The organism is Salipiger sp. ABF4_146, assembly GCF_056161345.1.
This window is the reverse complement of sequence record NZ_JBSWYX010000013.1, coordinates 99063-122875: the sequence shown is the minus strand read 5'-3', so window position 1 is coordinate 122875 and position 23813 is coordinate 99063. Positions and strand designations below refer to the sequence as shown.

Here is a 23813-nt window from a genome sequence, read left to right as displayed (position 1 = left end):
CAAGTGGTCCGCTCACATTTTACTGTGTCACCAGCTTACTGTGTCACCAGCCGCTCCAGCAGCGTTGCCGGTGTCACCAGCCCGACGCGCACGCCGCCGCGGGTCACCGCCACGGGCGCGTTGCGCTCGGTCATCGCCGCGGCGAAATCGAGCACCGGGGTCTCTTCGTCGACTTCGACATCTGCTGTGCCTTCGACGGGTTGCATCACGTCCTTGGCCCGCAGGAAGCTGAGCGGGTTGGAGTGCGCCACGAACTCTTCGACGTAATCGTTCGCCGGATCGCCCGCGATCTCGTTCGGCGTGCCGCACTGCACGATACGGCCCCCTTCCATGATCGCGATGCGGTTGCCGATCTTGAACGCTTCGTCGAGATCGTGGCTCACGAAGATGATCGTGCGCTTGAGCTTGGCCTGTAGCTCTAGAAGTTCGTCCTGCAGCTTGGTGCGAATGAGCGGGTCGAGCGCCGAGAAGGGCTCGTCCATCAGCAGGATCGGCGCTTCGGTGGCAAAGGCGCGCGCAAGGCCGACGCGCTGCTGCATGCCCCCCGATAGCTCGCCGACCTTGTTGTCAGCCCAGTCGGAAAGCCCTACGAGTTCAAGCTGTTCAAGCACCTTCTTACGGCGATCGGCCTTTCCCATACCGCCCAGTTCGAGCCCCAGCCCGACGTTCTCGGCAACCGAGCGCCAAGGCAGCAGACCAAATTGCTGGAACACCATGGCGACGCGCTCGCGGCGGATGCGGCGCAGGTCGGTCGGAGCGGCCTCGGTCACGTTGACCAGCGCATCGCCCTCACGCACGTGCACCCCGCCGCGCACCACCGGGTTGAGCCCGTTGACGCCGCGCAGAAGCGTCGACTTGCCCGAGCCCGACAGGCCCATCAGCACGAGGATCTCGCCTTCCTGAACGTCGAGGTTGCAATCGTGCACGCCCAGCACCTGACCGGTCCGCTCTTGGATCGTGGCGCGGTCCAGCCCCTCGTCCATCAGTGGCAGCGCCGTGTCAGGCTCGTCGCCGAAGACGATGGAGACATTGTCGATTTTGACAGCCGTGGTCATTTCTTGTCGCCTCCGAAGTTGAGCATGCGGTCCAGAAGGATGGCAACCACCACGATCACCAGCCCGCTTTCGAAGCCCAGCGAGGTGTTCACTTGGTTGAGCGCGCGCACCACCGGCACGCCAAGCCCGTCCGCGCCCACGAGGGCGGCGATCACCACCATCGACAGCGCCAGCATGATGGTCTGGTTGAGGCCCGCCATGATCTGCGGCAGCGCATAGGGCAGCTCGGCCTTGAACAGCACGTCGCGGTCGGTGCCGCCAAAGGCGCGCACCGCCTCGGTCAGACGCTCGGGGGTCGAGGAGACGCCCAGCTGGGTTAGGCGGATCGGCGCGGGCAGCACGAAGATCACCGTGGCGATAAGGCCCGGCACCATGCCGATGCCGAAAAACACGATCGCCGGGATCAGGTAGACGAAGGTCGGCAGCGTCTGCATCAGGTCGAGCACCGGGCGCAGCACCGCGTAGAGCCGAGGTCGATGCGCCGCGGCGATCCCCACCGGCACACCGATGGCCATGCAGACCACGCAGGCCGACAGCACCAGCGTCAGGCTCTCGGTGGTTTCTTCCCAGTAGCCTTGGTTGAGGATGAACACAAAGCCGAGCGCGATGAAGGCGCAAATTTTCCAGCTGCGCTGCATCGCCCATGCGAAGGCGACGAAGACAGCGATGATGATGAACGGGTGGGGCTCTTGCAGCACCCAGAGAATACCATCGATCATCGCTTCCAGAACGACGGAAAGCAGATCGAGAAAGCCTTCGGCGTGGTCGCGGATGCCTTCGAAGATGGCGGCCGCGAAATCGCCGACGGGAATTTTATACGAGGTCAGCCAGTCCAAGGCGGCACTCCTTGTCTAAGAGAGTTCGGGAGGGAGGCAGGCGCCCCCGCGCGGTCGCGGAGACGCCGAGCGCACACCTCGGATCAGAGGCCCAGTGCGGATTTCACCGCAGGAAGACCCGGTTCACCTTCCACAGTGGTCACCCCCTCGAGCCAGCCGTCAAGGATTTCGGGGTTGGCGCTGAGCCATGCGGTCGCCGCGTCCTCGGCCTCTTCGCCATCGTTGAGGATCGCGCCCATGATCTCGTTTTCCATCTCGAGGGTGAACGCGAGGTTGGTCAGCAGTTGGCCAACGTTGGGGCATTCCTCGACATAACCGGCGCGGGTGTTGGTATAGACCGTAGCGCCGCCGTAGTTCGGGCCGAACCAATCATCACCGCCCGACAGGTAGGTCAGGTCGAAGTTGGCGTTCATCGGGTGCGGTTCCCAGCCGAGGAAAACCACCGGCTCGTCGCGGTCGGTCAGACGGTCGACCTGGCTCAGCATGCCCTGCTCCGAGCTTTCGCGAACGTCGAATTCCTCGAGGCCGAAGGCGTTGGCCTCGATCATATCCATAATCAGTCGGTTGCCGTCATTGCCGGGCTCGATCCCGTAGATCGTTTCGTCGAGCGCGTCGGCGTGCTCGGCGATGTCGCCAAAACTCTCGATACCAAGCTCCGCACCGGCGGCGTTTGTCGCCAGCGTGTATTTGGCACCTTCGAGATTCGCCCGCACCGTGTCGACGGTTCCGGCCTCGCGGTAGGGCGCGATGTCGCCTTCCATCGTCGGCATCCAGTTGCCGAGGAAAACGTCCATGTCGCCCTGCTCCAGCGAAACATAGGTCACCGGCACCGAAAGCAGGCTCGTTTCGGTGTCATATCCCAATGCTTTCAGCACGGTAGAGGTGGCGGCGGTGGTCGCTGTGATGTCCGTCCAGCCCACGTCCGAGAACCTGACTTTGGAGCAATCTGCAGCGGCGGCGGTTGCGCAAAGAGCGAGAGCGGAGGTGGTCAGTACGAGTTTCATAGGGTCCCCTTTGGAGGTTAGCTTGATGAAGTCTGAGTTATTGATTGACGAGTCAATTAATACCGAGGTATCTGAGAAAAGCAACCAGCAATCCGGCGGAGACCGAAATGGCACGCAAGTCAGAGGAAGAACGGCGCAAGGACCTGATCGCCGCGACGATCCGCGAGATCGGCGCGTCGGGCACCCTGAACGTCACCACCAGTCAGATCGCCAAAAGCGCCGGTGTCTCGCCCGGGCTGGCGTTCCACTACTTCCATGACAAGGACACGCTGTTCCTGGCCGCGATGCGCTCTATCCTCGCAGAATATAAGGCAGATGTGACGCAGGCGCTGGCCGGAGCAAAGACCCCCGACGCCCGCATGGACGCCATCGTGCAGGCCAGTTTCGGCATGGGCAGCTTCCGCCGCGAGGCGATCTCGGCATGGGTCAATTTCTATGCGCTCGCGCTGCGCTCGGAAGAGGCGCGGCGGCTGCTGCATCTCTACCAGCGCCGTCTGCACAGCAACCTCGTCTATGCGCTGCGCCCGAAGATTCGCGAACGCGCCCCGGACGTGGCACGCCGGATCGGCGGTCTGATCGACGGTCTTTACCTGCGCTACGCGCTGGACACCAAGATGCTGCGCACGCCCGAAGAAGCCCTCGGCGACGTCGATGGCTCGGAAGGCGCCAACCACGTGCTGCGGGCGATCGCCGCCGAATGCACCGAAGTCCACGAAAACGACGACATCTCCATGGCGGAGGCCGACCCGGACCCCATGGCCCCCCTTGCAGGACCTCAGGAGTAAACATGACCACATCCTATCAACCCGCCGGCAGCCACTTCATCAACGGCCGCTACGTCGAAGACACCGCAGGCGAGAAGATCGAGGTGATCTATCCGCACACCGGCGAGGTTATCGCCACCCTGCATGCCGCAACCCCGGCAATCATCGATCAGGCGCTGGCCAGCGCCGAAGCCGCGCAGAAGGAATGGGGCGCTCTGTCTGGCACCGAGCGTGGCCGCGTGTTGCGCAAGGCTGCCGACCTTCTGCGCGAGCACAACCGCGCGCTGTCCGAGATCGAGACCCATGACACCGGCAAGCCGATGTCGGAAACGCTGGTCGCCGATGCCGCCTCGGGCGCCGAGGCACTGGAGTATTTCGGCGGCCTTGCCGGCACGCTGACCGGCGAACACATCCCGGTCGCGGGCGGCGATTTCGTTTACACGCGCCGCGAGCCGCTGGGGGTCTGCGTGGGCATTGGCGCGTGGAACTACCCGATCCAGATCGCCAGCTGGAAGGCCGCCCCGGCGCTGGCCTGCGGCAACGCGATGGTTTTCAAACCCTCGGAAATGACCCCGCTCACCGCGCTGAAGCTGGCCGAACTGCTGATCGAGGCGGGCGCGCCCGCGGGCCTCTTCAACGTGGTGCAGGGCTATGGCCAAGTCGGCGCCGCGCTGGTCACCGATCCGCGCACTGACAAGGTCTCGCTCACCGGCTCGGTGCCGACGGGGCGCAAGGTCTATGCCGCCGCCGCCGACGGCATCCGCCATGTGACCATGGAACTGGGCGGCAAATCCCCCATCGTGGTCTTTGACGATGCCGATCTGGAAAGCGCCGTGTCGGCCGCGATCAACGGCAATTTCTACTCAACCGGCCAAATCTGCTCCAACGGCACCCGCGTCTTCGTGCAGGACGGGCTCTATGAGGCATTCGTCTCCCGCGTCGCAGAGCGCATGGAGAACGCGCTGATCGGCGATCCGATGGACGAGGCCACCACCATCGGCCCGATGGTTTCCGCCCGTCAGCGCGAGATCGTCGAGGGCTACATCAAGAAGGGCGTCGAAGAAGGTGCGCGTCTGGTGAAAGGCGGCAAGCTCATCGACGGCGCGGGTTTCTATATCGAGCCAACCCTCTTTGCCGATGTCACCGACGAGATGACCATCGCCCGCGAGGAAATCTTCGGCCCGGTCATGTCGGTGCTGAAGTTCGCGACCGAAGAAGAAGCGCTGACCCGCGCCAACGACACGCAGTTCGGCCTCGCCGCCGGCGTCTTCACCAATGACCTCACCCGCGCGCACCGCGTCGCGGCTGGCTTCGAGGCGGGCACCTGCTACATCAACGCCTACAACCTGACGCCGGTCGAGGCGCCTTTCGGCGGCTCCAAGATGTCGGGCGTGGGCCGCGAGAACTCCAAGGCCGCCATCGATCACTACAGCCAGCTGAAATCGGTCTACGTCGGCATGGCGCCGACCGAGGCCCCGTTCTGAGGAGGTCCGCCATGCAAGCGGAATTCGTCATCGTCGGCGCAGGCTCTGCAGGCTGCGCCATCGCCTACCGGCTCGCGGAAGCGGGCCGGAAGGTCATCGTCATCGAGCATGGCGGCACCGATGCCGGGCCCTTCATCCAGATGCCCGGCGCGCTGTCCTACCCGATGAACATGAAGCGCTACGACTGGGGCTATGAATCCGAGCCCGAGCCGCATCTTGGCGGGCGCCGTCTGGCGACCCCGCGCGGCAAGGTGCTGGGCGGGTCGTCGTCGATCAACGGCATGGTCTACGTGCGCGGTCACGCGTGCGATTTCGACACATGGGAAGAGATGGGCGCGCAGGGCTGGGCCTATGCCGACGTGCTGCCCTACTACAAGCGCATGGAGACGTGGCACGACGGCGGTCACGGCGGCGATCCCGACTGGCGCGGCAAGGACGGCCCGCTGCATGTCTCGCGCGGCAAGCGCGACAACCCCCTCACCCGCGCCTTTGTCGAGGCCGGGGTGCAGGCGGGCTATGAGGCCACCGACGACTATAACGGCGAAAAGCAGGAAGGCTTCGGCCCGTTTGACGCCACCGTCTACAAAGGCGAGCGCTGGTCGGCCTACAAGGCCTACCTCAAGCCCGCCATGGCCACCGGCAACGTCGAGCTGGTGCGCGGGCTGGCCCGCAAGGTGGTGATCGAGGACGGCCGCGCCACCGGGGTCGAGCTGGAGCGCAAGGGCAAGATCGAGGTGATCAAGGCAGAGGCCGAGGTGATCCTCTCTGCCAGTTCGATCAACTCGCCGAAGATGCTGATGCTCTCGGGCATCGGCCCGGCCGAGCATCTGCAAGAGCACGGCATCGAGGTGGTTGCCGACCGCGCCGGTGTCGGCCAGAACCTGCAGGACCACCTCGAGCTTTACATCCAGCAGGCAGCCACCCAGCCGGTCTCGCTGTTCAAGCACTGGAACCTGTTCGGCAAGGCGATGGTCGGGGCGCAATGGCTGTTCACCCGCAGCGGGCCGGGCGCCTCGAACCAGTTCGAAAGCGCCGCTTTCGTGCGCTCGAAACCCGGTGTCGAATACCCCGACATCCAGTACCACTTCCTGCCTATCGCCGTGCGCTACGACGGCAAGGCGGCGGCGGAGGGGCACGGCTTTCAGGCGCATGTCGGGCCGATGCGCTCGAAGTCGCGCGGCGCAGTCACACTGAAATCCGCCGATCCGAACGACGCGCCGAGCATCTTCTTCAACTATATGTCGCACGAAGATGACTGGGCCGACTTCCGCACCTGCATCCGCCTCACCCGCGAGATCTTTGGCCAAGAGGCGTTTGCGCCCTACCGCGGCCACGAGATCCAGCCGGGCGACGCGGTGCAGACCGATGCGCAGCTCGACGAGTTCATCCGCGAGCACGCCGAGAGCGCCTATCACCCCTGCGGCACCTGCCGGATGGGCGCGGCGAGCGATCCGATGGCGGTGGTCGATCCCGAATGCCGGGTGATCGGCGTCGACGGGCTGCGGGTCGCCGACAGTTCGATCTTCCCGCAGATCACCAACGGCAACCTCAACGCGCCGTCGATCATGACCGGCGAAAAGGCGGCGGACCATATCCTTGGCAAGCCGCCCCTGCCCCGCGACAATGCACAGCCGTGGATCCATCCCGACTGGCAGACCTCGCAGCGCTGAACCAGTCCCGCGCCGCCCCTGTTCAGCGGCGGCGCGGGCGCATCACTTGGGTCTGACCCGACGTTGCACAACTACATGATGGCGTGAATCACTTTTCGCGGTACGCTCTTCTCAGGCAAGAGCAGGACAAGAAGATGATCACGACATGCCCCCGACCCTGGGTCCGGGCGGGCGCGCTGATTGTCGCACTCGCAGCAACCCTTGGCGGTTGCGGCAGTTCGGCGCCACGCACCGCCACCCTTTCCGCCAGCGAAACGCAGGCCCTCTACGTTCGCGAGAACCGCGCCAGCGGCATCCCCCGACGCTTTGGTGACACCAAGCCGCACGCATGGGGCGCGATCAGCCCGTCGCGCTACCCGGTGCACGGTCTTGATGCCGCACGCTATCAAGGGGTGATCGACTGGCGCGAGGCGCGCGGCGCCGGCATCCGCTTCGGCTATCTCAAGGCCACCGAGGGCGGCGACCACATCGACCCGGCGTTCGCGCAGAACGCTGCCGGGGCGCGGGCCGCTGGTGTCCCCGTTGGCGCCTATCATTTCTACTACTTCTGTCGCCCCGCGCATGAGCAGGCGGCGTGGTTCATCGCCAACGTTCCCAAGCGACGCGGCGACCTGCCACCAATCCTCGATATGGAGTGGAACCACCTCTCGCCCACCTGCCGCATCCGCCCGCCCGCGACGGAGGTGCGCGCCAGCATCCGCGAGTTCTCTCGCATCGTCGAGCGCCACTATGGCACCGCGCCGGTGATCTACACGACGCCCGATTTCTACGCCCGCAATGACCTCGGATCGCTGCGCGGCACGGAGTTCTGGTTGCGCTCGGTCAGCGCGCATCCTTCAGAGCGCTACCCCGACGAGCGCTGGAGCTTCTGGCAGTACACCGGCACCGGTCTCGTGCCCGGCGTGCGCGGGCCAGTCGATCTCAACGCCTTTGCCGGAAGCGAGGCCAGCTGGCGCAGCTGGCTCGCGACACGCAGCCAAGGCTAGCGCCGCAGCAGCCGGGCGCGCGCCGGGACAGGCAGCGCGCGTCCGGCGACTTCGCCTTGTTCCGCGCGTCAGCGCGCGCCCCAAAACAAAAGAACATCCTCCGGCCCGCGCCGCCGCGCGGCGAACAGTCCCGGCGCTGACCGTCACAAGCCGGAACACCCTCCTGCTCCGTCCGCGTGGTACACTCCGCCGCACATGTCCCCCTGCGCCAGCGCGGCCCGGCAGGGCTTGCGTCCGCGGCGCATATCCGGTCTATCGCGCCGCGGGAGGAGGCCGGACGGAAACAAGAGACTCGGATGGCCGACGTAGAGACATCAGGTGCCGCGATCACCTTCGACAAGCTGGGAAAGTCCTTCGAAAAGAAGGGCTCCGGTCAAGTCATGGCGCTCGAGGATGTAACCCTCGACGTCGCCCCCGGAACAATCACCGGGATCATCGGGCGTTCCGGCGCCGGCAAGTCGACGCTGCTGCGCATGGTCAACGGGCTGGAGCAGCCCACAGCCGGCACGGTCAGCGTTGCCGGACATGACGTCGGTCGCGCCGGTGCCGCAGAGCTGCGCCGCATCCGCCGCGACGTCGGGATGATCTTCCAGCACTTCAACCTGCTGAGCTCGCGCACGGTCTACGACAACGTCGCCCTTCCGCTGGAGATCGCAGGCGTGCCCGGTGCCGAGATCAAGCGCCGCGTCACCGACCTCATCGGTCGCGTCGGTCTTGAAAAATTCAGCAACCGCTACCCGGCGGAACTGTCGGGCGGGCAGAAGCAGCGCGTCGGCATCGCCCGCGCGCTGGCCACCCAGCCCAAGGTGTTGCTCTCGGACGAGGCCACCTCGGCGCTCGACCCCGAGACCACGCAGACCGTGTTGAAGCTGCTGGCGGATATCAACCGCGACCTCGGCCTGACAATCCTGCTGATCACCCACGAGATGGCCGTGGTCCGCGACATCGCCAGCCACGTGGCGGTGATCGACGGCGGCAAGATCGTCGAGTCCGGTTCGACCTACGAGGTCTTCGCCGCGCCGCAGCATGCGACCACCCGCTCGTTCCTCTCGGGCATCACCGGCATCACCCTGCCGAGCTTTGTTGCGGGCAAACTGCAGGCCGAACGCCCGCAGGGCCCAAGCCAAGAGGTGATCCGCATCACCTTTGCCGGGCAGCACGCCACCGATCCGATGCTGGCCAAGCTGACGTCGGAACTGGGCATCCCGGTCAACATCCTCGCGGGCGCGATCGAAGAGATCGGCCCGCACCCCTTCGGCAACCTGCTGGTCTCGGTCGACGCGGATCGCGGCGCCGAAGCCCGCGCCTATCTTGACCGTCACGAGCTGCTTACGGAGGTGCTGGGCTATGTCGGCTAACCTGATCAACCTGCTGATCGAAGCCACGCTTCAGACCCTTTACATGGTCGCCATCTCGGGCGCGCTCGGCACGCTGTTCGGCCTGCCTATCGGCGTCTACCTTGCCGTGTCGCAACGCGGCGAGCTGCTGTCCTCGCCTTGGGTGAACAAGGTGCTTGGGCTTATCGTCAACGCGACGCGCTCGGTGCCCTTCATCATCCTCGTGGTGGCGATCATCCCCTTCACCCGGCTGATTGCGGGCACCTCGATCGGCACCAGCGCCGCCATTGTGCCACTGACCATCGCTGCCGTGCCCTTCATCGCGCGTCTGGTCGAGAACGCCATCCGCGAGGTCGACAGCGGCCTCATCGAAGCGGCGCGCGCCATGGGCGCCACGCCGCTGCAAATCATCCGCAAGGTGCTGATCCCCGAGGCGCTGCCCGGCATCACGCTCGGCCTGACGCTCGCGCTGGTCAGCCTGATCGGCTATTCGGCCATGGTCGGCGCCGTCGGCGGCGAAGGCCTTGGGGACCTCGGCATTCGCTACGGCTACCAGCGCTTCATGCCCGAGGTCATGCTGGCGGTGGTGGTCATCCTCATCGTGCTGGTCCAGCTTGTGCAATCCCTCGGTGAAGGGCTGGCCCGGCTGGTTGACAAGCGCGCGCCGCGCAACCGCGGCCGCTGAGCCCATAATAAGAACGCAGATGGAAGGAGAAATCCCATGAAGCGTATGATCCCCCTCGTCTCCGCTCTGGCGCTGATCGCCGGCACCGCGACCGCCGAAGACATCAAGGTTGGTGTCTCGCCCGGAGAGCACGCAGAGATCATGGAAGAAGTGGCCAAGGTTGCCGAGCCCATGGGCCTGAACATCGATGTGGTCGAGTTCTCTGACTACGTGGTGCCGAACCAGGCGCTGGCCGATGGTGACATTGAGGCCAACTCGTTCCAGCACGAGCCCTATCTGGACAACCAGATGAAGGATCGCGGCTTTGAACTGGCACCGGTCGCCACCACCATCACCACCCCGATGGGCGTCTATTCGGACGATATCACCGCGCTTGAGGACTTCCCCGAGGGCGGCACCATGGGCATCCCCAACGATCCCACCAACGGCGGCCGCGCGCTGCTGGTGCTGCAGCAGCTTGGCCTGATCAAGCTGGCCGAGGGCACCGGCCTCGTGCCGACGGTGCTCGACGTGGTCGAGAACCCCAAGGACATGCGCTTCCAGGAGCTTGACGCCGCACAGCTGCCGCGCTCGCTGGCCGATCTGGACGCGGCGCTGATCAACACCAACTACGCGATCGCCTCGGGCCTCTCGCCCAAGGAGGATTCGATCGCCATGGAAAGCGCCGACAACCCCTATGTGAACATCATCGTGGTGCGTCAGGGTGACGAAGAGCAGCCCTGGGTTCAGCCGCTGATCGACGCCTACCACAGCCCCGAGATCAAGGCGTTCATCGAAGAGAAATACCACGGCACCGTGCTGACCTCCTGGTAAGCATCACGCCGGATGGCATTGCAAAGGCGGGCTTTCAGGCCCGCCTTTTTCCTTTTGGGCGCCCGGTCCAGGCTCAGCGATCGAGCCGGTCGCGCAACCGGTAATAGTGGACGCCTATGCCGCCATAGAGCCGGTGCAGCCCGTGCAGCGGCAGTGCCGGGATCTCTGGCAGCGGAGGAATGGGCAGCGGCGTCGCCTGCGCCAGATGGTCCGCAAAAGCCTTGCCGAGTGCCACCGACAGCGCCACGCCGCGCCCGTTGAACCCGCTGGCCGCCAGCAGCCCGGGCGCAGGCGCGCAGATCCGTACCCGGTGATCGGGCGTTATACCCACCCGACCAAACCAGCGATGTGCAATGCTGAACCCAGGCCCGAACAGCGCCGCGAGTTCCCGCTCGAGCTCGGCGAAATCCTTGGCCTGTCGCGGGTCGGCAAAACTGCCGCGCCCGCCGATCATCAGCCGGTTCTCCGGGCCGATGCGAAAATAGGTGCCCACGCGTCGGACCTCGGAACACACCGCGCCGCCCGGCAAAATGCGGGACAGTTGCGCGTCGTTCAGCGGCGCGGTGGCGATCTGAAAGCTGTTTGCCGGCACTGTGGCGCGCGCCAGATTGCGGTCGAGCGACGGCGGCGTATAGACGTTGCTGGCCAAGACCACGCGATCGGCCGAAACCTCTGGCCCGCTTTGTGTCCGCGCGCGCCACATGCGTCCGACGCGGTCCAGCGTGGCGACCGGCGAACTGGCAAAGACCTGCGCACCTGCCCCCTGCGCGGCGTGGATCAGCCCTTGTACCAGCTTCAGCGGGTGCACTTTTCCGGCGCGGCGATCAATCCAGCCGCCGGTGAAGGCGCCCGAGCCGGTGGCCCGTTGCATCGCCCCCGCGTCCAGCCAATCGACCGCGGCGCCGCGCGCCTGCCACTGCGCCATGCGCTCGCGCAACCCCGCAAGATGCACCTGCTTGTCGCCGGCTTGGATCCAGCCCGCCCGCTGCGCGTCGCACTCGATGCCCAGACGGTCGACCAGCGCAAAGAGCACATCTGCCGTGGCTCCGGCGAACTCCGTCGCCTGCGACCCCCAGATCCGGTCGAGCGTGTCCGGGTCATCCTTCAGCCCCGGGATCACCTGACCGCCGTTGCGTCCTGACGCGCCGTCGCCCGGTTGCCCGGCCTCCAGCAGCGTAACCTCGGCCCCGGCTTCTGCCAGATGCAGCGCGGTCGAAAGCCCCTGCAGCCCGCCGCCGATCACCAGCACGTCCGTGCGCCGGCTTTCGCTCAGCGCGGGCAGATCGGGCATGGCGGGGGCCGTGGCGGCCCAGAGGGTTTGAAAGGTCATCGCGGGCTCCAGAGCGCTGCGGCGGGCAATGCGCCCGCCGCACCCTCAGCCTGCGCGAGAGATGAAACCCTGTCGAGCGGCACCGCCGCCAATCGGCAGTCTGGTCACGCGAACCTGTTGCACTGCCGTAACTTGACGCCCGTTCCTCAGGCAGTTCGCCAAGGCGTCAGCCCATGCGCTCGGACGCGTATTCGCCGGGGCTGGCCGGAAAGACGATGGTCTTGTTGCCGTTGAGAAAGACCCGGCGATGAATATGCGCGTGGATCGCCCGTGCCAGCACCTGACTTTCCACATCGCGCCCGAGCGACACGTAATCCGAGGCGCTCTGCGCATGGGTGACGCGGATCACGTCCTGCTCGATGATCGGCCCCTCGTCGAGATCGGCGGTGACGTAATGCGCCGTCGCGCCAATCAGCATCACCCCGCGCTCATAGGCCTGCTTGTAAGGGTTGGCGCCCTTGAAGCTGGGCAGGAACGAGTGGTGGATGTTGATGATCCGGCCCGACATCTCGGTGCACATCTGGTCGCTCAGCACCTGCATGTAACGCGCCAGTACCACCAGTTCCGCGCCGCTTTCGCGCAGGATGCGCATCTGCTCGGCCTCGGCCTCGGGCTTGTTCTCCTTGGTGACCTTGACGCAGTAGTAGGGAATGTCGTGGTTCACCACGACCTTCTGGTAATCCAAATGGTTGGAAATCACCGCCACGATCTCGATCGGCAGCGCCCCTATGCGCGAGCGGTAGAGCAGATCGTTCAGGCAGTGCCCGAAGCGGCTGACCATGATCGCGACCTTCACCTTCGTGCCCGGATCATGGAAGGCGAAATCCATGTCTAGCTTCTCCGCGACCCCGGCGAAGCCCTCGGTCAGCGCCTCGCGGCTGCGCCCGTCTTCGGAATTGAAGCTGAGGCGCATGAAGAAACGGTCGTTGGCGAGGTCCGAGAACTGCGCGCTGTCGTGGATGTTGCAGCCCTGCTCGGCGAGATAAGTCGAGATCGACGCGACGATGCCGGTGCGCACGGGGCAAGAAACGGTAAGGAGGATCTGGGTCATGGTCGTACTTTCGTCTCGGCTCAGAGGTCGGCAGAGTAGATCGGGAAATCGTCGCAGAGCGCCCGCACTTCGGCGCGCACCTTTTCTTCGACCTCTGCGTCGCCCTCGGGGCTGTGCGACAGCGCATCGATCACCCGCAGGATCAGGCTGCCGATCAGCTCGAATTCCGCCTCGCGGAAGCCGCGCGTCGTGCCCGCCGAAGTGCCCAGACGAATGCCCGAGGTGACGAAGGGTTTCTGCGGATCATTGGGGATGGCGTTCTTGTTGCAGGTCAGCCCCGCGCGTTCGAGCGCGATCTCGGCGACCTTGCCGGTCACCCCCTTGGGTTGCAGATCGACCAGCACCATGTGGCTGTCGGTGCCGCCCGAGACGATGCCAAGCCCGCCGACCATCAGCACGTCGGCCAGCGCCTTGGCGTTCTCGATCACCTGCGCCGCGTAATCGGCGAACTCGGGCTGCAGCGCCTCGCCGAAGGCCACCGCCTTGGCGGCGATCACATGCATCAGCGGGCCACCTTGATTGCCCGGGAAGACCGCCGAGTTCAGCTTCTTAGCCAGCGCCTCGTCGTTGGTGAGGATGACACCGCCGCGCGGCCCGCGCAGGGTCTTGTGAGTGGTCGAGGTGACGACATGCGCGTGCGGCACCGGGTTGGGGTATTTGCCGCCCGCGATGAGCCCGGCGTAATGCGCCATGTCGACCATCAGGTAGGCGCCCACTTCGTCGGCGATCTTGCGGAAGCCCTCGAAGTCGATCTGGCGCGGATAGGCCGACGCCCCGGCGACGATCAGCTTGGGCTTGGTTTCCAGCGCCTTTGCCCGCACCTTTTCCATGTCGATCAGATGGCTGTCGGCATCGACCTCATAGGAGACCACGTCGAACCACTTGCCCGACATGGTCACCGGCGAGCCATGGGTCAGGTGGCCGCCGTGCGCCAGCGACATGCCCATGATCCGGTCGCCCGGCTGCAGCAGCGCGAGAAAGACCGCCTGATTGGCCTGCGCGCCGGAATGCGGCTGTACGTTGGCATAGCCCGCGCCGAACAGTTGCGTGAGCCGGTCGATCGCGACCCGCTCGACGGTATCCACATGCTCGCAGCCGCCGTAGTAGCGCTTGCCCGGATAACCTTCGGCATATTTGTTGGTCAGCACCGAGCCCTGCGCCGCCATGACGCTGGCCGAGACGATGTTTTCCGAGGCGATGAGCTCGATCTGGCTTTGCTGCCGATCCAGTTCTTCAGACACAGCGGTCGCGATGACGGCATCGGAGATGCCGCCTTTGGGCAGGCGGTCGAACATTGAATTATCCCTTCAGGTCAGAGGGTTTCGGCAGCAAGTTCACGTGCGCCCACCTGCAGCAGATGCAGCAGGTGCGGAGCGAAGCTGTTCCAGACGTCCATGCGGAAGCGGTCCTCGGCGTCGCGCCAGAGCGTGACGGTGGCGCCGTCAAAGAGCGTGCGGCGTGCGGAGCCCACCGCAATTCCGTCGATGTCGCGGGCGCAGCCGATGGTCAGCAGTTCGGCGGCGCGCGGCCCTTCGATGACGAAGGTCACCTCGCGGGCCGAGATCTCGACCAGACTGTGCGGCAGGCTCGCATAGACGTCGGCGCAGGCATCCACTACCGGCGCGGCCTCGGAGGCCAGCACCAGCCATTCGTCGGGACCGAGGCAGGCCACCTCGACGGCGCTCTTCACGGTCTCGCCGATCTTGCGCGGCAGCGCGACCCCGAGGGCCTGTTCGAGTGGCGCCAGATCGCCGCGGGCGCGCAGCGAGAAGCGCACCTTGGGCAGCACCGAGCTCACCTTGGCGGCCGAGGTGTCGGCCAGTGTGGCGGGCGGGAAGGCGGAAAGCGGAGCGTTCATCAGGGCCTCCTCAGATCTTCAGGCGGGCGTTTTCGGGATCGACGAAGATCGTCGAGGTGATTTTGGCGGCGATCGTGCGGTCGGGCATCGGGATGTGCACCGTCTCGCCCATGCGGTCGTGACCGCCCTGCACCAGCGCCAGCGCGATGGGGCGGCCCGCCGCGTCGGAGTGGTAGGACGAGGTCACATGACCGACCATGGTCATCGGGATCGCCTGCTCGGGATCGAAGACGATCTGCGCCCCCTCTTCGAGCTTGCTGTTGTCCTCGGTCAGCAGACCGACCAGCTGCTTGCGGTCCTTGGCCACCAGATCGGGCCGCGCGAGGCCGCGCATGCCGACGAAGTCGGGCTTCTTCTTGCCCACAGCCCAGCCCATGCCCGCGTCATAGGGCGTGACCGTGCCGTCGGTGTCTTGGCCGACGATGATGTAGCCCTTCTCGGCGCGCAGAACGTGCATGGTTTCCGTGCCATAGGCGCAGATGTCGTACTGCTGCCCTGCCTCCCAGAGCACCTCCCAAAGCTTGCGGCCCATCGGTGCGGGCACATTGACCTCGAAACCGATCTCGCCGGTGAAGCTGACGCGGAAGAGGCGCGCGGGCATCCCTGCCACGGAGCACTCCAAGCAGGACATGTGCGGGAACGCCTCGTCGGTCAGTTCCACGCCCTCGACCAGCGGTGCCAGCAGCTTGGCGGCGTTCGGGCCGTTGAGCGCGATGGTGGACCATTGCTCGGTCGTCGAGGTCAGCCAGACGTTGAGATCGGGCCACTCGGTCTGCAGGTAGTCTTCCATCATGTTCAGAACCCGCGCCGCGCCGCCGGTGGTGGTGGTGACGTGGAACTTGTCGTCGCTCAGGCGCCCGATGACGCCGTCGTCGCGGATGAAGCCATCGTCGCCGCAGAGCAGGCCATAGCGGCAGCGGCCCGGCGCGAGTTTGGTCCACGGGTTGGTGTACATGCGGTTCATGAATTCAACCGCATCGGGGCCGACGACCTCGATCTTGCCCAGCGTCGAGGCGTCAAACATGCCGAGGCTCGAGCGCACGGCACGGCATTCGCGCCCGACGGCGGCGTCCATGTCCTCGCCCGCCTTCGGGAAGTACCACGCCCGGCGCCACTGGCCGACCGGCTCGAAGACCGCGCCATTCTCCTCGGCCCAGAGGTCGATCTGGGTCTTGCGCGTCACCTCGAAGTGGGCCCCGCGGTGATAGCCCGCGAAAGCACCAAAGCTGGTCGGCGTATAGGGCGGACGGAAGGTGGTCAGACCGACCTGAGGCTGTTTCTTTCCAAGCGCATCCGAGGCGATGTTCAGGCCGTTGATGTTGGACATCTTGCCCTGATCGGTGGCCATGCCGTTGGTGGTGTAGCGCTTGACGTGCTCGATCGAACGCATGCCCTCGCGCACCGCAAGGCGCAGGTCCTTGGCGGTCACGTCGTTCTGGTAGTCGACAAAGGCCTTGGCCTTGCCCGCGCTCTGATCGGTCGGCAGTTCCTTGTGCGATACGCCGGAGCCGGGGCGGTCCTGCGCGACTGCGTAGGTACGGGTGTCGCCGCTCTTGCCGAGCGCCGCGATGACCTCCCGACCCTTCTCGGCACCATCGTTCAGCGCCGCCTCAAGGCCCCAGAGACCGCGGCTCGCGCCGGCGATGACGCAGTCCTCGGGGGTGCGCTCGGGCAGGAAGGTGGTGCGATCGTCGTCCCACGCAAGGGTGCCCTTGGTGTGCGAGAAAAGGTGCAGCGAGGGGGTCCAGCCGCCCGACATCAGCACCGCGTCACACGAGATATCCTCGCCCGCGCCGACCTTGCCGCCCGAAACCGGGTTGAGCCGGATCGAGCTGACCCGCAAGCGGCCCTTGGTGGCGGTGGCGGTGCGGCCGAGCTTGACCGGGATGCCGCGCTCATGCGCGCCGGCCAGCAGCGCCTCGTCGACGCCGTCTCGCGTGTCGGCAATGGCCTGCACCTTCGCGCCTGCGTCAGCGAGATCAAAGGCGGCATACCACGCGCTGTCATGCGAGGTCAGCACCACCGGGCGCTGCCCCACCAGCACGCCGTAGCGGTTGAGATAGGTCTGCGCCGAGCCCGCCAGCATGACGCCCGGACGGTCGTTGCCGTGGAACACCAGCGGCTTTTCCAGCGCGCCCTGCGCCAGCACCACCTGCTTGGAACGCACCCGCCACAGCCGCTCGCGCGGGGTATCGGCGGGCTGCTGTGCGAGATGATCGGTGAGACGCTCGCAAAGACCAATGAGGTTCTCGTGGTAGTAGCCGATGGCGGTGGTGCGGGTCATAACCTTGACGCCCGCCGCTTTCAGCGCGGCCAGTTCCGAGGCGATCCAATCCCAACCGGCAGCGCCGTCGATCTGCGCTTGCGGCTCGGACAGCAGCGTGCCGCCGACTTCCGCGTTCTCGTCGACCAGCACCACCTTCAGCCCCGCCTCTGCGGCGACACGCGCAGCCGCAAGGCCGGAGGGACCGGCGCCGACGATCAGCACGTCGCAATGCAGGTTGCGCGAGGCGTAGGTGTCGGGGTCTTCCTCGGTCGGGCTGACACCCAGACCGGCGGCAGCGCGGATGAACGGCTCATAGACCTTGTCCCAGAAGCTGCGCGGCCACATGAACGTCTTGTAGTAAAAGCCTGCCGAGAACAGCATATAGGCGCCGTCGTTCACCGCGCCGACGTCGAACTTCAGGCTCGGGAACTTGTTCTGCGAGGTGGTCTCCAGACCGCCCCAGATCTCCTGCACCGTGGCGCGGGTGTTGGGCTCGAAGCGGCCCGGGCCGCGACGGGTGCCAATGAGGGCATTGGGCTCTTCGGACCCCGCCGCCACCGGCCCGCGCGGGCGGTGATACTTGAACGAGCGGCCCATCAGATGCACGCCGTTTGCCAGCAGGGCCGAGGCGACGGTGTCACCCTCAAAGCCCTGATAGGTCTTGCCGTCGAAGGTGAAGTTCACCGGGCGCGAGCTGTTGACCCGGCCTTTGCCGGAAACGCGGTAGCTGCTCATTTCTGGCCCTCCTTCAGTGCGGCGAGATCGGGACGGGGCGCGCCCGCCTTGTAGGTGATGAGGAACTTGTCGGTGATGGTGTTGCGCACGGCGTTGAAGAAGCGGCCGCAGCCATGCATGTGGCGCCAGCGCTCGAAGTGGTCGCCCTTGACGTTGTCGCGCATGAACAGGAACTGCTGCCAGTCCTCGTCGCTCATCTCGGCGGGATTTTCCGGACGCGCGATATGGGCTTCACCGGCATAGGTGAACTCGACCTCGGGCAGCGTCTCTTCGCAATAGGGGCAATGGATCAAAAGCATGGTCGTCGTCCTTAGTGCGCAACCGCGGCGGCTGCCGCTTCGTCGATCAGCCGGCCGGTGCGGAACCGGTCGAGCGTGAACGGGGCGTTGATCGGGTGCGGCTCGTCCTTGGCGATGGTCCAGGCAAAGACGTGGGCCGAGCCCGGCGTGGCCTTGAAGCCGCCGGTGCCCCAGCCGCAGTTGACGTAGAGGTTCTGCACCGGGGTCTTGCCGATGATCGGCGAGCGGTCCGGCGTGTTGTCGGTGATGCCCGCCCATTTGCGCAGCATCCGCATGCGGTTGAATATCGGGAAGACCTCGGAGATGGCCGCGACCGTGTGCTCGATCAGCGGCAGGCCGCCGCGCTGGGAGTAGCTGACGTATTGGTCGGTGCCCGAGCCGATCACCAGTTCACCCTTGTCGGACTGGCTGCAATAGGCGTGCACGGCGTTCGACATCACCACGCAGGGGAAGATCGGCTTGACCGGCTCCGACACCAGCGCCTGCAGCGGCATGCTCTCCAGCGGCAGGCGCACGTCGGCGGTGGCCATCACTTGCGTGTTGTGGCCCGAGGCCGAGACGGCGACCTTCTTGGCCTTGATGAAGCCCTTTGCCGTTTCCACCCCGGCGACCGAGCCATCGGGATTGCGGCGGATTGCCGTCACCGCGCAGTTCTGGATGATGTCGACGCCGCGCGCCGCTGCGCCGCGGGCATAGCCCCAAGCCACCGCGTCGTGCCGTGCGGTGCCCGCGCGCTCTTGCAGAGCGCCGCCCATCACCGGGTAGCGCGCGTCCTTGGAGATGTTGATCGGCGGGCAGTATTCCTTGCACTCTTCCGGGCTGAGCCAGCGGTTGTCGACGCCGTTGAGACGGTTGGCGTGGACGTGACGCTTGAAGCTCTGCACGTCATGCACGTTGTGCGCCAGCATCAGTACGCCGCGGTTCGAATACATGACGTTGTAGTTCAGCTCTTGGCTGAGGTTCTGCCACAGGTCCACCGAGTGATCGAACAGCCGCGCGCTCTCGTCGTAGAGGTAGTTCGAGCGGATGATCGTGGTGTTCCGGCCCGTATTGCCGCCGCCGAGCCAGCCTTTGTCGATCACCGCGATGTTGGTGATGCCGTGCTGGGTGGCAAGGTAGTAGGCCGCGCCGAGGCCATGACCGCCCGCGCCGACGATGACCACGTCATACTCGGCTTTCGGCTGGCTGTCGGGCCATTGCTCGGTCCAGTCCTTGTGGCCGGTGACGGCGTTCTTGAGGAGGGTGAAGGCGTTGAAGCGAGTCATGGGCTGCCCCCGCTGGAGTGAGTGATCTGGGGCAAATTGCTAGTGGATCGCTCTGGCTCGCATGTGGAGAAATGCGCCAGCGAAAATGAACTGACGCGTCATGTGTCATTTTTCTGAAGACGGACGCCAGAGCGGCAGAGCGCCCGCCGCGCGCAAGGGCACCTCGGCACCCCAGCGCAGCGCTATTTTTCGCGCCTGCGCCCAATGAATGTTGAGCCATCGACCCAAACCCGACTCGCCAAATCGGTGTGCGACCTCCGCCCTCCACCCCGTTTTGCCGCGCGAGTTGACGCGCCGGTGCCGCGCGCCCCTTTCGCCAATCGGTCCGCTGCTGTAGGATTCCGTCAAACGATGAAGAATCCCGCCATGCCCCCTGCCCCGAGCCGCCCCCAGAAACGCCTGCGTGTCGCATTCCTCCTTGCCGACCGCTTCACGCTTTCCGCCTTCGCCAACTTCGTCGACGTTCTGCGCCTCGCCGCCGACGAAGGGGACCATTCGCGGCCGATCCTCTGCGACTGGACCGTCCTGTCGGACACGCTCGAGCCCATCCGCTCCAGCTGCGGCGTCAGGGTGCAGCCCGAAACGCGGCTGCGCAGCGCCGAGACATATGACTATCTTGTGGTGGTTGGCGGGCTGATCAGCGACGAGGCGGCGCTGAACCCCGCCGAGATGGCCTTTCTACGCCGACAGGCGGCGGCGGACGTGCCGATTGTCGGGCTGTGCACCGGGGTTTTCATCCTGCACCAGTTGCACCTGCTCGACGGCTACCGCTGCTGCGTGAGCTGGTTTCACCATCAGGACTTCATCGATCGGTTCGAGGCGGAGACCCCGGTCTCGGACCAGATCTTCGTCGTCGACCGCGACCGGCTCACCTGCTCCGGCGGGCACGGGGCGGCGCATCTGGCGGCGTTTCTGGTGCAGCGCCACATCGGCCAGTCGGCGGCGATCAAGAGCCTGAACATCATGATGATCGACGACGCCATGAGCGGCGAGAAGGCGCAGCCCGGACAGGCGCTGACCCGCCGCGCCAGCGACGAGTTGGTGAAACGCGCCGTCCTGCGGATGCAGCAGCATATCGAGATGCCCAAATCCATTGACGATCTGGCGCGCGATCTGGGCGTCGGGCGGCGCACGCTGGAGCGGCGCTTTCTTGCAGACCTGCGGCAGACCCCGCTTCGCGCCTATCTCGAACTGCGTCTTGAGCGGGCGCTCAACCGGCTGCGCACCACCGAAGCCTCGGTCACCGAGATCGCCCTTGCCTGCGGCTTTTGCGACGGCCCGCACCTGTCGCGCACCATGAAGGCCGAGCGCGGCGTGACCCCCGCCGAATACCGCAAGGCACAAAGCGGCGCGGCGGACGATCAGCTGGCCGTGGGCGTGCTCTTGCCGGGCGCAGACTGACCGCCAGCCCGGCCCGCGCGAGGAACCGTGCCGCAGCGCAGCGTGTTGGCCTTGCAAGGAGGCCGCTCATGCTGACCGATATTCTCTCGTCGCCCTGGAGTCTCGCGCTTTGAGCCGCGCTGATGATCCCCTCGCTGTTCCTGCTGATCCGCGACTTTAACCGCAACAACAGCCACCTGATGAGCCTGATGAAACTCGTCTGGATCCTGACGGTGCTCTATTCCGGCCCCGTCGGTCTTGCGGTCTACTGGACCTGCGGGCGCAAGGAGATCACCCGCGACAGTATTTGGCGGCGCGGCTTCCGCTCGGTGGCGCATTGCTATTCGGGGTGCGGCCTTGGCGAGATCATCGGCGTGACACTGGCGGTGGGGCTGCTGAGCCTTGGCACCTAGGGCACTGCCACGCTCACCTTCGCTTTCGCCTATGTCATCGGTTTCTTGCTGACCTTCGGACCGCTGGTGCAGGACGGCATGGCAGCGCCCGCCGCGCTGAAAGACACGTTCCTCGCGGAAACGCCGTCGATCGCCGTGATGGAGGTTGTCGCCATCGGCGTCGATCTCACGCTGGCGGGCGGTGCCGGCATGGGCGAGGTGATCTTCTGGTCGTCGATCATCGTGTCGCTAAGCTGCGGCCTCTTCGCCGCCTACCCGGTGAACCTGCTGCTGCTGAAATTCGGCGTGAAGGAAGGCATGATGGACCCGCGCATGACGGACCATAGCGCTGGCCACGCGCAGCACGAGCACGCGACAAGCCACGGCTGACCCGCCGCTGACCGAAAACCGGATCTCTGAAAACGCGACGCGCCCGGCCCTCCCAAGCCGGACGCGCCGCCCACCGAGAGCGCAAGGCTCGTCAGGCGGGTTCCTTGGCGTATCCCAGTGGTGTCACCGCTTCGCGGATCTCACCAAGGATTGCCGGATCGTCGATGGTCGCCGGGGTCTTGAAGTCGTCCCCGTCGGCGATCTTGACCATGGTGGCCCGCAGGATTTTGCCCGAGCGGGTCTTGGGCAGCCGGTCGACCACGGCACAGAGCTTGAAGGCCGCAACCGGGCCGATCTGATCGCGCACCAGCTTCACCGCCTCCTTGACCACCTCGTCATGCGGCCGGTCGCATCCGGCGTTGAGGCACAGGAACCCCATGGGAAGCTGCCCCTTGAGCGGATCGCTGACGCCGATGACCGCGCATTCGGCCACATCGGGATGACTCGACAGAACCTCTTCCATCGCGCCGGTCGAGAGCCGGTGGCCGGCAACGTTGATCACGTCATCGGTGCGCGACATGATGTAGAGATAGCCGTCCTCGTCCTTCATCCCCGCGTCACCGGTTTCGTAGTAGCCGGGGAAATGCGTCAGATAGGCCGATTTGAACCGCTCCTCGGCATTCCACAACGTCGGCAGGGTGCCCGGCGGCAGCGGCAGCTTGATGGCGATGGCCCCCAGTTCACCGTCCTTCACCTCGTGCCCGCCCTCGTCGAGGATACGCACGTCGTAGCCCGGCATCGGCACCGAGGGAGAGCCCAGTTTCACCGGCATTTCTTCGATCCCCAACGGGTTGGCGGCGATGGCAAAGCCGGTCTCGGTCTGCCACCAATGGTCGATCACCGGCACCTGCAACTGATCCTGCGCCCATTTGATGGTATCCGGGTCCGCACGCTCGCCAGCGAGGTAGACGGCCTGCAGGCAGCTGAGGTCGTATTTCCTGACGAACTCGCCCTTGGGATCCTCGCGCTTCACCGCACGGAACGCGGTGGGCGCGGTGAAAAAGCTTTTCACCTTATGCTCGGAGATCACTCGCCAGAAGGTGCCCGCATCGGGTGTGCCGATGGGTTTGCCTTCGAAGACGATGGTGGTGTTGCCGTGAATGAGCGGCGCGTAGCAGATGTAACTGTGGCCGACGACCCAGCCCACATCCGAGGCCGCCCAGAAGCGGTCGCCGGGCTCGACGTTGTAGATGTTCTTCATCGTCCAGTTCAGCGCCACCAGATGGCCGCCGGTGTGGCGCACCACGCCCTTGGGCTGTCCAGTGGTGCCGGAGGTGTAGAGAATATAGGCCGGGTGGTTGCCCTCCACCGGCACGCATTCCGCGGGCTCCACGCCGTATTGGAACCCGTGCCAGTTCACATCGCGGCCCTCAACCAGCGTCGCCACCTCCTGCTCACGCTGGAAGATGACGCAGAAGTCGGGCTTGTGGCTGGCTTGATCGATCGCGCCGTCGAGCAGCGGCTTATAGTGCACCGTGCGGCCCGGCTCGAGCCCGCAGGAGGCGGCGATGATGCACTTGGGCTTGGCATCGTCGATCCGCACCGCGAGTTCATGCGCCGCAAAGCCACCGAACACCACCGAATGGATCGCACCAAGCCGGGCGCAGGCGAGCATCGCCTCCAGCGCTTCGGGGATCATCGGCATGTAGAGGATCACCCGGTCACCTTTCTCGACCCCCTTGGCGCGCAGCGCGCCGGCCAGCGTCGCAACGCGGTTGCGCAACTCGACATAGGTGATCTCGCGCTTGGTGTGGGTGATCGGGCTGTCCCAGATGATCGCCACCTGCTCGCCCCGGCCATTCTCGACATGACGGTCGACGGCGTTCCAGCAGGTGTTGGTCATCCCGTCAGAGAACCACTCGTAAAGACCCTCGCCCCTCTCGAAGAGCGCTTTCGAGGGCGCCTTGTCCCAGTCGATTGCTTCGGCCGCCTGCATCCAGAACCCTTCGGGATCCTGCATCCAGCTGTCGTACACGTCCTTGTAGCCCATCGTGCTCCTCCTCACGTCGATGCCGATTCTGATACGGCCCTGCGGCGCGCTGCGGCAAGCCTGTTACCGCGCACAGAGACAGATTATCGCAATGCTTTGCGGAATTTTGCGAAATATCCCACGCTAAAGTTTGCAAATTGCGAACTCTGCAAATAAGTCCTGCGAAACTTCGCATTTTCTGCAAAACAGCTAACTACCATACCAAGATGAAAAGGTAATGTCT

At 65.5% G+C, this 23813-nt stretch carries 20 protein-coding genes and 1 pseudogene; 10 read left to right on the top strand and 11 right to left on the bottom strand.

Annotated features, from left to right (window positions below; translation table 11 throughout):
• Positions 1-35 precede the first annotated feature (35 nt).
• The 3 genes from choV to ACXAJT_RS18795 all read right to left on the bottom strand — a co-directional run bounded on the left by choV (position 36) and on the right by ACXAJT_RS18795 (position 2895).
• The gene (choV, locus tag ACXAJT_RS18805) at positions 36-1055 is read right to left on the bottom strand and encodes a choline ABC transporter ATP-binding protein (RefSeq protein WP_475237582.1); all 1020 of its coding nucleotides are present in this window, start codon (positions 1053-1055) and stop codon (positions 36-38) included.
• Positions 1052-1891: a choline ABC transporter permease subunit gene (gene choW / locus ACXAJT_RS18800; RefSeq protein ID WP_475237581.1), complete on the bottom strand. Its 840-nt coding sequence runs from the start codon at positions 1889-1891 to the stop codon at positions 1052-1054. The genes choV and choW overlap by 4 nt, the downstream gene beginning before the upstream one ends.
• A gap of 83 nt (positions 1892-1974) precedes the next feature.
• Positions 1975-2895 carry a choline ABC transporter substrate-binding protein gene (locus ACXAJT_RS18795; RefSeq protein ID WP_475237580.1) on the bottom strand — a complete coding sequence of 307 codons (921 nt, stop codon included), beginning with the start codon at positions 2893-2895 and terminating at the stop codon, positions 1975-1977.
• A gap of 107 nt (positions 2896-3002) precedes the next feature.
• Here ACXAJT_RS18795 and betI point away from each other — a divergent pair, with 107 nt between their 5' ends.
• The 7 genes from betI to ACXAJT_RS18760 all read left to right on the top strand — a co-directional run bounded on the left by betI (position 3003) and on the right by ACXAJT_RS18760 (position 10634).
• Entirely contained in the window at positions 3003-3680 is a 678-nt protein-coding gene (gene betI / locus ACXAJT_RS18790) for a transcriptional regulator BetI (protein ID WP_475237579.1), read from the top strand.
• A gap of 2 nt (positions 3681-3682) precedes the next feature.
• Positions 3683-5143, top strand: coding sequence for a betaine-aldehyde dehydrogenase (betB, locus tag ACXAJT_RS18785; RefSeq protein ID WP_475237578.1), 1461 nt, complete (start codon positions 3683-3685; stop codon positions 5141-5143).
• Positions 5144-5154: 11 nt separating this feature from the next.
• Positions 5155-6813: a choline dehydrogenase gene (gene betA / locus ACXAJT_RS18780; RefSeq protein ID WP_475237577.1), complete on the top strand. Its 1659-nt coding sequence runs from the start codon at positions 5155-5157 to the stop codon at positions 6811-6813.
• A 134-nt stretch (positions 6814-6947) separates the two neighbouring features.
• The gene (locus ACXAJT_RS18775) at positions 6948-7799 is read left to right on the top strand and encodes a glycoside hydrolase family 25 protein (protein WP_475237576.1); all 852 of its coding nucleotides are present in this window, start codon (positions 6948-6950) and stop codon (positions 7797-7799) included.
• Positions 7800-8095: 296 nt separating this feature from the next.
• Positions 8096-9157, top strand: a complete 1062-nt coding sequence (locus ACXAJT_RS18770; RefSeq protein WP_475237575.1) for a methionine ABC transporter ATP-binding protein — start codon at positions 8096-8098, stop codon at positions 9155-9157.
• The gene (locus tag ACXAJT_RS18765) at positions 9147-9821 is read left to right on the top strand and encodes a methionine ABC transporter permease (protein WP_066109917.1); all 675 of its coding nucleotides are present in this window, start codon (positions 9147-9149) and stop codon (positions 9819-9821) included. Before ACXAJT_RS18770 ends, ACXAJT_RS18765 begins: the two co-directional genes overlap by 11 nt.
• 36 nt (positions 9822-9857) lie before the next feature.
• The gene (locus ACXAJT_RS18760; RefSeq protein ID WP_475237574.1) at positions 9858-10634 is read left to right on the top strand and encodes a MetQ/NlpA family ABC transporter substrate-binding protein; all 777 of its coding nucleotides are present in this window, start codon (positions 9858-9860) and stop codon (positions 10632-10634) included.
• Positions 10635-10707: 73 nt separating this feature from the next.
• On the opposite strand, the gene ACXAJT_RS18755 is transcribed toward ACXAJT_RS18760, so the two are convergent.
• The 7 genes from ACXAJT_RS18755 to ACXAJT_RS18725 all read right to left on the bottom strand — a co-directional run bounded on the left by ACXAJT_RS18755 (position 10708) and on the right by ACXAJT_RS18725 (position 19438).
• The gene (locus ACXAJT_RS18755) at positions 10708-11964 is read right to left on the bottom strand and encodes an NAD(P)/FAD-dependent oxidoreductase (protein ID WP_475237573.1); all 1257 of its coding nucleotides are present in this window, start codon (positions 11962-11964) and stop codon (positions 10708-10710) included.
• Positions 11965-12130: 166 nt separating this feature from the next.
• Positions 12131-13015: a formyltetrahydrofolate deformylase gene (gene purU / locus ACXAJT_RS18750; protein WP_475237572.1), complete on the bottom strand. Its 885-nt coding sequence runs from the start codon at positions 13013-13015 to the stop codon at positions 12131-12133.
• 20 nt (positions 13016-13035) lie between these two features.
• Positions 13036-14310 (bottom strand): serine hydroxymethyltransferase, encoded by a 1275-nt coding sequence (gene glyA, locus ACXAJT_RS18745; RefSeq protein ID WP_475237571.1) that lies wholly within the window; start codon positions 14308-14310, stop codon positions 13036-13038.
• A gap of 17 nt (positions 14311-14327) precedes the next feature.
• Positions 14328-14873: a sarcosine oxidase subunit gamma gene (locus ACXAJT_RS18740; protein WP_475237570.1), complete on the bottom strand. Its 546-nt coding sequence runs from the start codon at positions 14871-14873 to the stop codon at positions 14328-14330.
• Positions 14874-14883: 10 nt separating this feature from the next.
• Complete coding sequence (locus ACXAJT_RS18735) at positions 14884-17874, bottom strand: sarcosine oxidase subunit alpha (RefSeq protein ID WP_475237569.1); 2991 nt, start codon at positions 17872-17874, stop codon at positions 14884-14886.
• Complete coding sequence (locus ACXAJT_RS18730) at positions 17871-18173, bottom strand: sarcosine oxidase subunit delta (protein ID WP_475237568.1); 303 nt, start codon at positions 18171-18173, stop codon at positions 17871-17873. The genes ACXAJT_RS18735 and ACXAJT_RS18730 overlap by 4 nt, the downstream gene beginning before the upstream one ends.
• 11 nt (positions 18174-18184) lie before the next feature.
• A complete protein-coding gene (locus tag ACXAJT_RS18725) occupies positions 18185-19438 on the bottom strand; it encodes a sarcosine oxidase subunit beta family protein (RefSeq protein WP_475237567.1) in 1254 nt (417 codons plus the stop codon).
• A gap of 366 nt (positions 19439-19804) precedes the next feature.
• Between ACXAJT_RS18725 and ACXAJT_RS18720 the strand changes: the two genes are divergently transcribed.
• The 3 genes and pseudogenes from ACXAJT_RS18720 to ACXAJT_RS18710 form a co-directional block, all read left to right on the top strand.
• Complete coding sequence (locus ACXAJT_RS18720; protein ID WP_475237566.1) at positions 19805-20839, top strand: GlxA family transcriptional regulator; 1035 nt, start codon at positions 19805-19807, stop codon at positions 20837-20839.
• A gap of 122 nt (positions 20840-20961) precedes the next feature.
• Positions 20962-21231 (top strand): hypothetical protein, encoded by a 270-nt coding sequence (locus tag ACXAJT_RS18715; protein ID WP_475237565.1) that lies wholly within the window; start codon positions 20962-20964, stop codon positions 21229-21231.
• 15 nt (positions 21232-21246) lie between these two features.
• Positions 21247-21600 (top strand): annotated as a pseudogene (locus tag ACXAJT_RS18710) (DUF4396 domain-containing protein); the annotation flags it as partial.
• A 91-nt stretch (positions 21601-21691) separates the two neighbouring features.
• On the opposite strand, the gene prpE reads toward ACXAJT_RS18710, so the two are convergent.
• On the bottom strand, positions 21692-23590 hold the full coding sequence (gene prpE / locus ACXAJT_RS18705; RefSeq protein ID WP_475237564.1) for a propionate-CoA ligase PrpE: 1899 nt from the start codon (positions 23588-23590) through the stop codon (positions 21692-21694).
• Between the last annotated feature and the right edge of the window lie 223 nt (positions 23591-23813).

What these genes read in the sequence shown, in the direction of transcription:
- ACXAJT_RS18765 (WP_066109917.1), top strand. Translation starts at nt 9,147, where the DNA reads ATGTCGGCTAACCTGATCAACCTGCTGATCGAAGCCACGCTTCAGACC.
- ACXAJT_RS18715 (WP_475237565.1), top strand. Translation starts at nt 20,962, where the DNA reads ATGATCCCCTCGCTGTTCCTGCTGATCCGCGACTTTAACCGCAACAAC.
- ACXAJT_RS18735 (WP_475237569.1), bottom strand. Translation starts at nt 17,874, where the DNA reads ATGAGCAGCTACCGCGTTTCCGGCAAAGGCCGGGTCAACAGCTCGCGC.
- choV (WP_475237582.1), bottom strand. Translation starts at nt 1,055, where the DNA reads ATGACCACGGCTGTCAAAATCGACAATGTCTCCATCGTCTTCGGCGAC.
- betA (WP_475237577.1), top strand. Translation starts at nt 5,155, where the DNA reads ATGCAAGCGGAATTCGTCATCGTCGGCGCAGGCTCTGCAGGCTGCGCC.
- ACXAJT_RS18730 (WP_475237568.1), bottom strand. Translation starts at nt 18,173, where the DNA reads ATGCTTTTGATCCATTGCCCCTATTGCGAAGAGACGCTGCCCGAGGTC.
- prpE (WP_475237564.1), bottom strand. Translation starts at nt 23,590, where the DNA reads ATGGGCTACAAGGACGTGTACGACAGCTGGATGCAGGATCCCGAAGGG.
- ACXAJT_RS18755 (WP_475237573.1), bottom strand. Translation starts at nt 11,964, where the DNA reads ATGACCTTTCAAACCCTCTGGGCCGCCACGGCCCCCGCCATGCCCGAT.
- ACXAJT_RS18720 (WP_475237566.1), top strand. Translation starts at nt 19,805, where the DNA reads ATGCCCCCTGCCCCGAGCCGCCCCCAGAAACGCCTGCGTGTCGCATTC.
- ACXAJT_RS18795 (WP_475237580.1), bottom strand. Translation starts at nt 2,895, where the DNA reads ATGAAACTCGTACTGACCACCTCCGCTCTCGCTCTTTGCGCAACCGCC.
- betI (WP_475237579.1), top strand. Translation starts at nt 3,003, where the DNA reads ATGGCACGCAAGTCAGAGGAAGAACGGCGCAAGGACCTGATCGCCGCG.
- ACXAJT_RS18740 (WP_475237570.1), bottom strand. Translation starts at nt 14,873, where the DNA reads ATGAACGCTCCGCTTTCCGCCTTCCCGCCCGCCACACTGGCCGACACC.
- ACXAJT_RS18770 (WP_475237575.1), top strand. Translation starts at nt 8,096, where the DNA reads ATGGCCGACGTAGAGACATCAGGTGCCGCGATCACCTTCGACAAGCTG.
- glyA (WP_475237571.1), bottom strand. Translation starts at nt 14,310, where the DNA reads ATGTTCGACCGCCTGCCCAAAGGCGGCATCTCCGATGCCGTCATCGCG.
- betB (WP_475237578.1), top strand. Translation starts at nt 3,683, where the DNA reads ATGACCACATCCTATCAACCCGCCGGCAGCCACTTCATCAACGGCCGC.
- purU (WP_475237572.1), bottom strand. Translation starts at nt 13,015, where the DNA reads ATGACCCAGATCCTCCTTACCGTTTCTTGCCCCGTGCGCACCGGCATC.
- ACXAJT_RS18725 (WP_475237567.1), bottom strand. Translation starts at nt 19,438, where the DNA reads ATGACTCGCTTCAACGCCTTCACCCTCCTCAAGAACGCCGTCACCGGC.
- ACXAJT_RS18760 (WP_475237574.1), top strand. Translation starts at nt 9,858, where the DNA reads ATGAAGCGTATGATCCCCCTCGTCTCCGCTCTGGCGCTGATCGCCGGC.
- ACXAJT_RS18775 (WP_475237576.1), top strand. Translation starts at nt 6,948, where the DNA reads ATGATCACGACATGCCCCCGACCCTGGGTCCGGGCGGGCGCGCTGATT.